Origin of the sequence: Candidatus Accumulibacter phosphatis, from assembly GCF_012939955.1 — a bacterium.
In the GTDB taxonomy this organism is placed as follows: domain Bacteria; phylum Pseudomonadota; class Gammaproteobacteria; order Burkholderiales; family Rhodocyclaceae; genus Accumulibacter; species Accumulibacter delftensis.
Genome location: NZ_SPMY01000016.1, coordinates 42341 through 54769 on the forward strand (window position 1 = coordinate 42341; position 12429 = coordinate 54769).

At 64.3% G+C, this 12429-nt stretch carries 11 protein-coding genes; 6 read left to right on the forward strand and 5 right to left on the reverse strand.

Annotated features, from left to right (window positions below; translation table 11 throughout):
• Window positions 1-49: 49 nt before the first annotated feature.
• The 4 genes from E4Q23_RS05395 to E4Q23_RS05410 all read right to left on the reverse strand — a co-directional run bounded on the left by E4Q23_RS05395 (window position 50) and on the right by E4Q23_RS05410 (window position 6292).
• Entirely contained in the window at window positions 50-2872 is a 2823-nt protein-coding gene (locus E4Q23_RS05395) for a M10 family metallopeptidase (RefSeq protein ID WP_169065681.1), read from the reverse strand.
• 268 nt (window positions 2873-3140) lie between these two features.
• Entirely contained in the window at window positions 3141-4319 is a 1179-nt protein-coding gene (locus E4Q23_RS05400; RefSeq protein ID WP_169065682.1) for an MFS transporter, read from the reverse strand.
• Between the two features lie 165 nt (window positions 4320-4484).
• Entirely contained in the window at window positions 4485-4697 is a 213-nt protein-coding gene (locus E4Q23_RS05405; protein ID WP_169065683.1) for a putative quorum-sensing-regulated virulence factor, read from the reverse strand.
• 47 nt (window positions 4698-4744) lie between these two features.
• Window positions 4745-6292, reverse strand: coding sequence for an aminoacyl-histidine dipeptidase (locus E4Q23_RS05410; protein ID WP_169065684.1), 1548 nt, complete (start codon window positions 6290-6292; stop codon window positions 4745-4747).
• Between the two features lie 197 nt (window positions 6293-6489).
• Between E4Q23_RS05410 and E4Q23_RS05415 the strand changes: the two genes are divergently transcribed.
• The 4 genes from E4Q23_RS05415 to E4Q23_RS05430 all read left to right on the forward strand — a co-directional run bounded on the left by E4Q23_RS05415 (window position 6490) and on the right by E4Q23_RS05430 (window position 9167).
• Window positions 6490-7158, forward strand: a complete 669-nt coding sequence (locus E4Q23_RS05415; RefSeq protein WP_169065685.1) for an alpha/beta fold hydrolase — start codon at window positions 6490-6492, stop codon at window positions 7156-7158.
• On the forward strand, window positions 7151-8311 hold the full coding sequence (locus E4Q23_RS05420; RefSeq protein WP_423753310.1) for an aminopeptidase: 1161 nt from the start codon (window positions 7151-7153) through the stop codon (window positions 8309-8311). The genes E4Q23_RS05415 and E4Q23_RS05420 overlap by 8 nt, the downstream gene beginning before the upstream one ends.
• Before the next feature lie 164 nt (window positions 8312-8475).
• The gene (locus E4Q23_RS05425; protein WP_169065687.1) at window positions 8476-8748 is read left to right on the forward strand and encodes a ribbon-helix-helix domain-containing protein; all 273 of its coding nucleotides are present in this window, start codon (window positions 8476-8478) and stop codon (window positions 8746-8748) included.
• 5 nt (window positions 8749-8753) lie between these two features.
• The gene (locus E4Q23_RS05430) at window positions 8754-9167 is read left to right on the forward strand and encodes a putative toxin-antitoxin system toxin component, PIN family (RefSeq protein ID WP_169065688.1); all 414 of its coding nucleotides are present in this window, start codon (window positions 8754-8756) and stop codon (window positions 9165-9167) included.
• 176 nt (window positions 9168-9343) lie between these two features.
• On the opposite strand, the gene E4Q23_RS05435 is transcribed toward E4Q23_RS05430, so the two are convergent.
• Window positions 9344-10285 (reverse strand): LysR family transcriptional regulator, encoded by a 942-nt coding sequence (locus E4Q23_RS05435; RefSeq protein WP_169065733.1) that lies wholly within the window; start codon window positions 10283-10285, stop codon window positions 9344-9346.
• A 595-nt stretch (window positions 10286-10880) separates the two neighbouring features.
• On the opposite strand from E4Q23_RS05435, the gene E4Q23_RS05440 reads away from it, so the two are divergent.
• The gene (locus E4Q23_RS05440; RefSeq protein WP_169065689.1) at window positions 10881-12248 is read left to right on the forward strand and encodes a DUF3300 domain-containing protein; all 1368 of its coding nucleotides are present in this window, start codon (window positions 10881-10883) and stop codon (window positions 12246-12248) included.
• 42 nt (window positions 12249-12290) lie between these two features.
• Entirely contained in the window at window positions 12291-12425 is a 135-nt protein-coding gene (locus tag E4Q23_RS24495) for a hypothetical protein (protein ID WP_272873636.1), read from the forward strand.
• Window positions 12426-12429: the final 4 nt, after the last annotated feature.

Sequence of the window (12429 nt, forward strand, 5' to 3'; positions counted from 1 at the left end):
TCAAGTGGCAGCAGCATTCACCGGCGACTGCGCGTCGCCGTGTACCGAATCAAGTCACCAGAAAATCCGCACTAGTCAATGCCAGTCCGCTGCTCAGGCTGGCGAACTGCACCGCCAATCCGGCACCGTTGCCGTCGGCATCGTAGTGCAGCGCTCCCGAGACGTTGTCGTAGAGGATGAAGTCGTTGGCATCGACAGCACTGACGCCTGCGGCCGAACGGAACGACCCGGCGGCCAGGGTGCCGGTGCTGCTCAGCGAGCTGAAGATGGCGTTCTCGAGTTCGATGCTGTCGGCGGCGACGTCGAAGTCGCTGATCGTGTCGCGGTTGCTCAGCGCGTTGAGCAGGGTGTCGAAGCGGATGCTGTCGCTGCCCGAGCCACCGATCAGGGTGTCGTTGCCCAGGCCACCGTTGAGGGTGTCGTTGCCGGCGTAGCCTTCGAGGCGGTTGGCGGCGCTGTTGCCGGTGAGTTGGTCGGCATTGTTGCTGCCGCGCAGGTGTTCGATGCTCGTCAGGGTGTCGGTACCCGAGCCGCCGGTGGCTTGCGCGGCGGTCGTGGCAAGGCTGACGATGACGCCGGTGCTGCCGCTGACACCGTAGTAGTAGGTGACGGTGTCGCTGCCCGCGCCACCGTCGATGACGTTGTTGCCGGCACCGGCGTAGAGGTAATTGTTGAGGCTGTTGCCGCTGAGCTTAGCAGCGGCGCTGGTGACGATCCGACCGTTCTCGACGTTGGCGCCGAGGGTGTAGCTTGAGACATAGGTCAAGACAGTGTCGGTACCGCCGGTGCTGGCGGTGGCGTTGCTCTCGCTGACGATGTCGCCGCTATCGCGAACGTAGTAGTAGTCGTTGCCGTCGCCGCCGAGCATGGTGTCGTTACCGGTGCCGCCGTCGAGGGTGTCGTTGCCGGCGTAGCCTTCGAGGCGGTTGGCGCCGCTGTTGCCGGTGAGCTTGTCGGCATTGTTGCTGCCGCGCAGGTGCTCGATCGCCGTCAGGGTGTCGGTGCCCGAGCCGCCGGTGGCTTGCGCCGCGGTCGTGGCGAGGCTGACGGTGACGCCGGTCGTGCCGCTGACGCCATAGTAGTAGCTGACGGTGTCGCTGCCCGCGCCACCGTCGATGGCGTTGTTGCCGGCGCCGGCGTAGAGGACGTTGTTGAGGGGGTTGCCGCTGAGGTTGGCGGCGGCGCTGGTGACGATCCGGCCGTTCTCGACGTTGGCGCCGAGGGTGTAGCTGCTGAGGTAGCTATAAACGAGGTCCGTGCCGCCGGTGCTGGCGGTGGCGTTGCTCTCGCTGACGATGTCGCCGCTATCGCGAACATAGTAGTAGTCGTTGCCGTCGCCGCCGAGCATGGTGTCGTTACCGCTGCCGCCGTCGAGGGTGTCGTTGCCGGCATAGCCTTCGAGGCGGTTGGCACCGCTGTTGCCGGTGAGCTTGTCGGCATGGTTGCTGCCGCGCAGGTGCTCGATCGCCGTCAGGGTGTCGGTGCCCGAGCCGCCGGTGGCTTGCGCCGCGGTCGTGGCAAGGCTGACGATGACGCCGGTCGTGCCGCCGACGCCGTAGTAGTAGCTGACGGTGTCGCTGCCAGCACCACCGTCGATGACGTTGTTGCCGGCGCCGGCGTAGAGGAAGTTGTTGAGGCTGTTGCCGCTGAGGTTGGCGGCGGTGCTGGTGACGATCCGGCCGTTCTCGACGTTGGCACCGAGGGTGTAGCTGCTGAGGTAGCTATAAACGAGGTCCGTGCCGCCGGTGCTGGCGGTGGCGTTGCTCTCGCTGACGATGTCGCCGCTATCGCGAACATAGTAGTAGTCATTGCCGTCGCCACCGAGCATGGTGTCGTTGCCGGTGCCGCCGTCCAAGGTGTTGTTCGCGCTGTTGCCAATCAGGGTATCGTCGCCGGCTCCGCCGATGGCTTTCTCGATGGTCACGCCAAAAGCGATCGCCAGGTTGTCCGTACCATCGTAGGTTGCCGGCGGACCAGAAGCGCCGGCAGGAAGCGGATCTGAATTGATGGCAATGTCCGAAAAGCAACCTGCCCGCAAATCGATTCTGCACGCATCGGTAAAATTGGCAACCGACACCGTGTCTGTTCCTCCGGCATCCCAGATGGTCATCAAGAACGGCGAGCCAGGGGTAAAGGTGTATACATCATCGCCGGCGTTATAGCTGGTATTCGCGCCGTACAGGTGCTGGATGGCGGCGATATCGTAAAGCATCGGGGTTTGCGGCGTAATCGGGAAATACGACCAGCTAAACGAGCCGCCGCCGTGATCCACGACCTCGCGAAACAGCGCGTGCGGATGATCGGTGTAGGACATCAGCGTGTATTGTTCGGAGTCTTCAGCCGTTGCTAGAACGGGCGTGCCTTCAAAGGGATGTTTGAGTCCCAGAGCGTGGCCAATCTCGTGCAGCAAGGCCGAAAACTGGCCGCTCCCGACCGACCAGTCATCCGCCGCGCGTGCCGCGTTGACCCAGATGTCGCCAGCCGCGGGCCAGAATGCGTTCGGGTAGCTGGACCAGCCCCACCACGCTGCAATTGCCGGGGTTTGAGTATAGGCAAAGCGAATATCTCCGACGTCGCTCTGGGTCTCGGTGGTTTCCACGAAGCGCAGGTCGGCGACGTTCGCCCATTGCTGCAAAGCCTGCCGCGCGGCTGCCTGGTGATCACTCCCGAAACCAGACGCAGTGTCCGGTTCGTCCTGGCTTGAGTAAGCGCTCGCCCAGACAGCGTCGCCGTTTGCGTAGGGAAAGCTGTAGGCGATGGTCGCGCCGGTCCCGGCGCCCCCCCACTTGATGCCGGCCGCAAGCGCATCAATCGCCACCGATCCCGACAGAGGCACAGGCGTCACGGTCATGCTCGACAAGGGGCTGGTCATAAGGTATTTCCCACAAGGTGTGCCTGCATTTTACCGTATTGCGTTCGGCTACCGGTCGGCCAAAGCCAAGGGAAAATCGCAAAAGCCAAGCGACCTTCGTAGCCGCCCTTGCGGTGAGCAGCGAGTCACTTACGCGACGTTCTCATTACTGTGAAAGTCGCGCATGCGACTCACGAAACTCCCTTCGCCCCTTGCGGGAGAAGGGCCGGGGGAAGAGGGGGGCGGTCATGACTTTCATGATCCGGGGTGTTTCGCCATGTCATGACCGTTAGCGCATGCGGCGCACAACCACCGCGACCACACACCACAGGGCTACCGGCAACCAGTCGAGCACCTGCGCCCCGGCAGCGGCAGCACCGCCGGAAGCGGCCAGCCCGATGCGTGAAAAAGCCGCCACCGCCAGTGTCGCCATCAAGGCGCCGGTATGGCGGCCGGTGTGCATGGGATTGCCGCTCTCGGCGGCCAGACCGATGGAAGCGCAGAGGATGGCGGCCCAGAAGATCCCGGCGACAAACTGACTCAGCAGCAAGGCCGCCAGCGAGACGGCAAGCGCCGTGCCGGCCAGGGCCAGCGCACCGAGCGGACAGGCCACCCGCAGCACCTGCAGCGGGCCACGCGCACGCACCAGGCGGCCGACACCGAGCAGACCGAAGCTGAAGCCGATCCAGAAGACCGGCATCAGCCACGGCAGCAGCGCCGGGTCCGCCAGCCGCTTGAACTGCACCGCCGAGTTGAGCACCGAGTGCACCTGCTGGCCGAAGGCGAGCAACAAGGCGAGCAGCAGCAGGAAGGCCCACGAGGCCTTTGCCCCACCGGCCGCTGTCTGTAAGGCCTCTGCCGCGGCCAGCGTCGGCGCTGCCGCCGGCAAGCGCCGCTCGACATAGACCAGAGCCAGCGCGGAAGCAGCCACTGCCAGGGCGCTGAGCAGGAACGGCAGCGCCGGATCCACCCCCTTGAGAACGATCGCCAGGTAAGGTGCCAGTGCCGACGCCAGCGCCAGCCCAAGCAACTGGATGCCCGCCAGGCGCGGCAGCGTCGCCCGCCCCGCGTAGCGCGAAAGCAGCACGTACGGCGGCGCCCGCAGGGCCGACGAGGTCGCCACCCAGACGCTGATGGCCAACAGGAAGAAGATCGGCGTTGCGGCCAGCCAGGGCATCAGCAGCATCGCCAGCGCCGAAATCGCCGACAGCAGCACCAGCAGCGGCCCGATCCTGCGCAGCGCCGCACGCGCCCGATCGACGGCCACCCCCATCCACCAGTCGGCCAGCGCAAAGATCAACTGGTCAGCGGCAATGATCCACGGCAGATAGCGCTTGTCGATACCGCCGCGCGCCAGCAATTCGGGAAGAAAAATGACATAGACCACCCAACTCAGCGCAAAGAAAAACTCCACTCCTGCCAAGAACCAGGCAGCGCGGGTGTCGCCAAGGGGGGATGAGGCAGTCATGCGCATAATCGTGGCATGAAAATCCGCGTCGCGAAACGTCGTTTTTGCTTCTCACAGCAGATCAGCACTTACGGCGATTGAGCACTCGGCCACCTGCTCGCCTGGCCCCAGACCTTTTCTCTCGACGCCAGCCGCGTAGGCGCTGCCCTGCCCGGCCCCGTCGCCTCAGCGCTGGCGCAAGGGGTCAAGCAATCCGGAGAGGCCGTTGTGGTCGAGCTCGTGCATCAGCGCCAGGAGCTGGCCGAGCTTGCCCGGTGGGAATCCTTCGCGGGCGAACCAGTTCAGGTAATTGCCCGGCAGGTCGGCGATCAAACGGCCCTTGTACTTGCCGTAGGGCATGCTCCAGGTGAGCAGCAGTTGCAGGTCGTCGGGATTCACTTGCCGCTCAGCGCATTGACTCGTCGCGTCGTCGCGTCGTCGCGTTGTCAAGCCATCGACTCGGCGACGCGGACGCGCAGCAAGTCATCGCTCGCATCGCTCGCATCGCTCGCGGCGCCGGCGCCGACAGCCGCCAGAATCGCCGTCAGGAGTTGCCAGGCGCGTCCGACCGATTCGATCTCGACACGCTCACCCGGCGCGTGCGCGCCGCGGATGGTCGGCCCGAAGGAAACCATGTCCAGACCCGGGTAGCGAGCGGCGATGAGACCACACTCGAGACCGGCGTGAATCACCTGCACCGTCGATTCAGCGCCGAATTGCCGCCAGTAGACCGACTGGCACAACGCGAGCAGGGGCGAAGCCGGATTTGGCGTCCAGCCCGGATAGTGGCCGGCTTTTTCGGCGGCCGTTCCCGACAGGGCGAAAAGCGCCACGATCTCGTCAGCGAGGGCGCTGCTGCCGCTCTCGATCAGCGAGCGGACCATGAAATTGCAGCCGCCGCGGCTCGGCGTGATGGCCACCATGCCGAGATTGTTCGAGGTCTCGACCACGCCCTCGACGCTCAAACTGCGGCGGCGCACTCCGTGCGGCGCGGCAGCGAGCGACGCCAGCCAGATGAATTGATCGCCTGGAGACATCACTTCCTCAACCGAGGCCGCGGTGAAGTCAATTTCCAGCGCCTCGTCGACGCCCCGCAATTCCTCGCGCAGCAAGGACTGCCACGCCACTAGGCTGGCTGCCAGGGCATCGCCATCGCGGACCGGCACGGCCAGCGTCGCCGAGGCTTCCCTGGGCAGGGCATTGCGGGCCGACCCCCCATTCAGTTCCGCCAGGCGAAGCGGAAAGCGGCTCTCCAGATCACGCAGCACGCGCACCAGCAGTTTGATGGCGTTGCCGCGCTCGGCGTCGATATCGATACCCGAATGTCCACCGCGCAGGCCGCGCAAATCGATGCGCCAAGCCGTGAAACCGGCTGGCAGAGCTTCCGCGCGACCATCGCGGTGCACATTGACGTCCAACCCGCCGGCGCAGCCGAGATAGAACTCGCCCCACTCCTCGGTATCCAGGTTGAGCAGCAGCCGACCCTGCAGCAAGCCGCCCTGCAGACCGTGCGCGCCACCCATGCCAGCTTCCTCGTCGACGGTCAGCAGCGCTTCGAGCGGCCCATGCGTCAGCGAGTCATCCGCGAAGGCGGCCAGGATCAGGGCCACGCCAATGCCGTTGTCGGCTCCCAGCGTCGTCTCCTCGGCCAGCAGCCAGCCATCGCGGCACAGCGGTTGAATCGGATCGCGGGAGAAATCGTGCGCGCTGCCGGTATTCTTCTCGCAGACCATATCCAGGTGCGCCTGCAGAACGACGCCCGGCGCCTCTTCCATGCCGCGGCTGGCCGCTTTGCGGAGCAGGAGGTTGCCGGCCGCATCGACCGTCGCCGACAGCCCCCTGGCCAGCGCCCAGTTCTGAATCTCGTCGCGCAAGCCCCCTTCCGCTTTCGACTGGCGCGGAATACGGCACAGCGCGGAAAAATGCGCCCAGACGGCGGCCGGCTCGAGGGTGGAGAAAACGGGGTCGATACGTCCAGGGAAGCTGTTGTTCATGGCGGATGAGCGCGTCTTGGCGCCAGGAAATGTGTGGCGTGCAGGATACGCGCTCCTGGCCTGCGCTTCCAGATGCCTGAAGCCTGATTCTTGCCTGCGGATTCGCGTCCGCGTCCTGCCCGAAGCTCGCTGCTCAAGGACGCCCCCTTGCCGAAGCCTTAGAATTGGCGAACAACAACGCCCCACAGGAGCCCGGATTGGAGCACAGCACGCCGAATCGAGATCAGCACAAGCAGGCCACGGTCATCCTGGTGCACGGCCTGTGGACGCCGGCCGCCGTTTTCGCTCTGCACAGCCATTGGCTCAAGCGCCACGCTTACCGCACGCGACGTTTCGGCTACCCCAGCGTGCGCGCGACGCTGACGCAGAACGCGCAGGCGCTAAAGACCTTTGTCGCGGCAACGACCGCCAGCGAGATCCACCTCGTCGGCCACAGCATGGGTGGCCTGATCATCCTCGACCTCCTCGCGCAAGCACCCGACCCACGCCTGCGCCGGGCGGTCTTTCTCGGCACACCCAGCCTCGACAGTCACTGCGCGCGCCGGCTGGCCAGGATGGCCGGAATGCCAACACTGCTTGGCCGCTCGATCATGGAATGGTTGTCGCGGCCAACGGCGACCAGCGTCTTGCCGCAGTCATCGATCCCGATCGGCGTGCTTGCCGGCACGCGCAGCGTCGGCCTGGGGCGCATCGTGCCCAGCCTGCCACAGCCCAATGATGGCGTCGTCAGCGTGGCGGAAACGCGCCTGCCCGGTGCCGCCGACTTCATCACCCTGCCGGTCGCACACTCGGAAATGCTCGCCTCACGTGCCTGTGCGGCACAGATCGTTTCTTTTCTGGAGACGGGTCGCTTTCGGCATGATTGACCGACGGCTTGGAAACACGGTCTTGCTGCCATTGCTGGCCGCCTTGCTGCTTGGCTGCGGCAACGCCGGCTACTACGCGCAGGCGGTCGGCGGACACCTGGCCGTGATGCGTGCCACGACACCGATCGACGCGCTGTTGCACGACCCGGCCGACGATCCGCGCCTGAAAAGCCGCTTGCAGGAGGCGCAAGAGATACGCGACTTCGCCAGCCGCGAACTGGCACTGCCCGAGAACGGCAGCTATCGCAACTACGCCGACCTCGGTCGCCCCTACGTGGTATGGAACGTCTTCGCCGCACCCGAACTGTCGCTGCAGGCCAAGACCTGGTGCCTGTGGATGGTCGGCTGCGTCAGTTACCGCGGCTACTACGAGCAGCACGCAGCGGAAGAGCTCGCCGCCGAGCTGCGCGAGCAGGGTTACGACACCTATGTCGCCGGCGTCCCGGCCTACTCCACGCTCGGCTATTTCGACGACCCGCTGCTGAACACTTTCCTGCGCTTCGGCACGCCGGAAGTGGCACGCATCGTCTTTCACGAACTGGCCCACCAGCAGCTCTTCGTAAAGGACGATTCACTGTTCAACGAATCCTTCGCCACCGCCGTGGAAAACGAAGGCATGCGCCGCTGGCTGGCGGCAAACGCAGCCCCCGAGCAGCGCGCTGTCTTCGAGACGCAGCGGGCACGCAAGGCGGCCTTGGCGGCGTTGATGCGGGCGTATCGCGAAAAGTTTCGCGTGCTCTATGAGGCTGACGGTGCTGACAGCACTCGCCCGACCGTCGAGCAGCGCGCGGCCAAGGCGGCGCTGTTCGACGACCTGCGGCGCGACTACGCCGAACTGAAGACCAGCTGGGGCGGCTACGCCGGCTATGACCGGTTCTTTGCCGACGACCTGAACAACGCCAAACTGGTATCGCTCGCCCTCTACAACGAGTTGGTGCCGGCCTTCGAGGTCCTGCTCGCGCAGCAGGATTACGATCTGCCGCAGTTCTACCAACGCGTCGCCGAGCTGGCAGCGCTCGACAAGGCGGCTCGACGTGAAGCGCTGATGCAGCTCCTGCCGGCAGCCAATGAAGCCAGGCAGGCACAAGGCCGAGTAACGGTCATCGTTCCCGCCACAAAAGGCATCAGCAGAGGCAAGAGCGCTGCGCAGTGAATAGAGCATTGATCCGCGGCAGTCCTCGGCGCGACCTCCCTTGCCACCGTTACACGCAACAGGCGAGCCTTTCGGAGTGGCGCGACCGAGGCAGAGGCTTCCCGATAGCCAGACAGGGTGCTATCCTCTTAAGCGGATAGATGCTTATACACGGATGAGAGCCAATGGCCAACGAAGACACTACGCGGCTAACCGTTACCTTCTCGCGAGAAACGGACCTCGCCTTACGGGCTTTCCTCGGGGCTCAGGGAATGCGCAAGGGCGACCTTTCCAAGTTCATCGAGGACGCAGTGCGCTGGCGAATGTTCGACCAGGCGGTTCAAGGCATGAAAGCTCGCAACGCTGATATCGACCCTGACGACCTGCAAGCAGCGATTGACGAGGCCTGCGCCACAGTACGCGAAGAAATGTGGCCGACCCCAGTGAAGGATTCGTAGTTGGAATGCGCTTGATTCTCGACACCAACATACTTATCGCAGCACTGATCACGCGCGGTACGCCACCCGATCAGCTGTATAAGGCATGGCGGGACGGCCAGTTCACCCTTATTACCTCAGAGCTGCAAATCGAAGAAATCCGCCGCGTCACGCGTCGCGACGGAATCCGCTTCCGAATTCACCCTGCAGAGGCAGGCCGATTGGTCAACGATCTCCGCCGCTTGGCAGTGACCGTCGAGAACCTGCCGACCATAGACATTTCACCAGACCCCTACGACAATTTTCTATTGGCGATGGCCCAGGCAGGACAAGTCGACGTTCTGGTTACCGGTGACAAGCGAGACCTACTCGCCCTCTCACGCCATCAGCGGACGCACATCCTGACCGCACGCGAGGCTCTTGTTTTTCTGAAGAGCTAACGGTCATGACATGTCGAGACACCCCTGATGATGAAAGCCATGACCGTTTTCCCTCTTCCCCTGACCCTTCTCCCGCGAGGGGAGAAGGGAGTTTCGTAAGTCGCATTCGCGACTTTCACATCAAACGGTGCAAAATGGCCGATTGCACTCATTCGGCATGTTTTTACAACAGCCCTTCAGGGTGCCTTCGGAATGAGTGCCGCGCCCAGCCAGGCGTTTGTCGTGCAGAGGTTCTTGGTCAGATCTGGGGTGAGTCGGGCGACGGCGGTGGCGGCAGCAGAGAGCGGGATATGCTTCGAGGCGCAGAGCGCCAGACGGCGCGTGAGCGTCGGGTTGTCGACGGGAACGGCACACAGCGTGCCGGCCGCCAGTTCATGCTGCAAGGGCATCACCGGCAGCAGGGTGTGACCGAGGCCGGCGAGCAAAGTCGTGCGCAGGATGCTGACCGAGCTGATGTCGGCGATGACGTTCGGCCCCGCTAGCCCATGCGCGCGCGCCGCCGCCTCGATGATCGGGCGCACGCCGTGTGGATTGGCGGGCAGGATCAAAGGCAGCAGCAGAGCCTGCTGCAAGCTCACCGCCGCCTGCGGGCGATCCGCTGCCGAGGCGGGCGAAATCAAGGCCAGAGCTTCGTCGAGCAGGTACTCGCAGGCAAACTCGGCGATGCTGCCGTCGTCGAACAACAGGGCCAGGTTGATCTGGCCGCTGCGCAGTTGCTGGACGAGGTTGCCTGTCAGCTCTTCCGTCAGTTCGAGTTCGACCTTCGGCAAGTGCTGGCGGACGGCCTGCAGTAACGGCAAGGCCAGTGCATTCGAGGCACTGTGCGGTACGCCGAAAACGACCTTGCCGCTCGGATCGTCGGCGTTGTTGCGAACGCTGGCGATGGCGTCATCCACCTGCCGGAGGATGGCCGTGGCGTGAGCGAGGAAGATGCGGCCGGACTCGCTGAGTTCGACCCCACGCCGCGAGCGGTGGAGCAGGCGCGTCCCCAGCTCTGCTTCGAGCTGCGCGAGCTGATGGCTGAGCGCGGACTGGGCGACGAACACCTGCTCGGCCGCCTTCGAGAAGCTGCCGTGCTTGGCAATGGCCACGAAGTATCGCAACTGGCGGAGTTCCATGGTGACGCAATGGTACACGTTCAATCGTAATTCGAGATACGACTATCTCCATTCAATGTTTTTCAGATGCGCCGTGTTCGGGTCTAATAGGGCCATCTGACCAACGCGAACACCTGCAGCCACCCGCTGCCAGAACCCAGGCCCACCCGGCCACCGTTCGCCGAGGAAACACTTTCTACAGAAAGTGGGATCGCAAGGCTCTCAAGCCCGAGCCTGCTGACGGAAGCCAAGCAAAGGCCCGCATATGGCGGGCCTTTGCTGTTTCTGCGCGCATCGCTCCCGTTGGCGTGAACACTTCCGTGAGACCATTTGGCGTCGCCGCCCTGTCGACTGCGCGGGGGCCAGCGGCAATGGCAGGACGGGCGGTGGTCATGGCGAACGACGTGAAGCGATCCAGGAGCAAGGTTTGTCGCGGCGAGTCAGCTTTCATGGCCGTGCCTGCAAGCTTCACTGGTCGACTTGGCAAGCCCCCCCCGCAACGGATAAGCTAGACGAGCTAGTGGCTCGCCTGGCGGGCGCATCCTGCCCAAGCACAGTTGTATGTAACCCTTGTCGCTTCGCTCGTAAATCGTTGTTTTGTACCCGAGGATCCTTGATGAACTCAAAAACCTCCCGATCCTGTGCGCTGCTTACAGCACTGATATTTGCGCTTTCCCCGACGCTGGCCCAACAAGCGCCGTCAGCGCCGCTAGCCGAGCCAGCGTCGACCAGTGCGGCGCAGCAAAGCTTCTCGCAGGAAGACCTGGACCGGCTTCTGGCGCCCATTGCCCTCTATCCGGATGCGCTGCTGGCGCAGATCCTGATGGCTTCGACCTACCCGCTCGAAGTCGTCGAGGCGGCACGCTGGTCGAAGGCCAACCCCGAGGTCACCAACGAGAAGGCGCTTGAGGACGCAATGGCCCAGCAGCAGTGGGATCCGGCGGTCAAATCGCTGACGGCGGTACCGGAAGTCCTCAAGCAGATGAACGACAACCTCAGCTGGACGCAGAAACTTGGCGACGCTTTCCTCGCCCAGCAGGCGGCAGTGATGGACACCGTGCAGTCGCTGCGCGCCAAGGCCGATGCCACCGGCAACCTCAAGACGACGCCGCAGCAGGTGGTCAGGACCGAGACACAGGGCAGCCAGACGATCTATGTCGTCGAGTCGCCAAAGCCGGACGTGATCTACGTACCCACTTACAATCCGAGCGTGGTCTACGGCAGCTGGTGGTATCCGACACCGCCTTACACTGTCTATCCGCCGGCCTACGTCTATCCACCCGGCCTGGTCTTCGCCACCGGCCTGCTCGTTGGCGCCGCAATCTGGGGAGGCTGCAACTGGGGCTGGGGCCGCGGCTCGGTCGACGTGAACGTCAATCGCTACAACTCGTTCAATCGCAGCAACATCAGCAACAAGAACTGGAATCACAACGTCAATCACCGCCGCGGTGTCGCTTACGGGGACAGGAACGTGGCGCGCCAGTACAACCGTGGCAGCAACGCCGCCGCAGCCAAGTCGCGCGAGAACTTTCGCGGTCGCGCCGAAAGCGGGCGCTCGGAGCTCAAGGGCATGGATCGCAAACAGCTGAACGATCGCGTTCAGAACGCTGATCGTGGCGCTAGGGCAGCGACACGCGACAAGACCGCCGGTGTCGGTTCCGGTGCTGGTGGCAGAGGAGCAACGGCAAGCGACCGCATGCAGGGCGGCGGCGGAGCGCGGGCATCGGCAAGCAACCGCATGCAGGGTAGCGAAGCACGGTCGACGACCAGCAACCGCATGGCTGGCAGTACCGCGCGCAACAATGCGAGCAGCAGCGCGAGGGGTAGCGGTTTCTCGGGCGCCGGCAACGGACACTCGACACGCGAAGCCAGCCAGCGCGGCAACGCCAGCCGCGCACAGATGAGCAACCGCGGCGGCGGAGGTGATCGTGGTGGCGGTGGTGGTGGACACCGTGGCGGCGGTGGTGGCGGCCGTGGTCGCTAAGCAGCCCTGCCCCCCACCCCCACTTCTGCGGAGAACAAAACGATGAAACTCAAGCACACGCTCAAGACACTCGCTGCCGCCCTGTTGATCGCGACAGCTCCCCCCGACCTTCGCCGCGACAGCCAGCAAGGCTGCGCCGGCGCCGAAAAAAGTCATCAGTGCTTTTGCAACGCCTGACGAT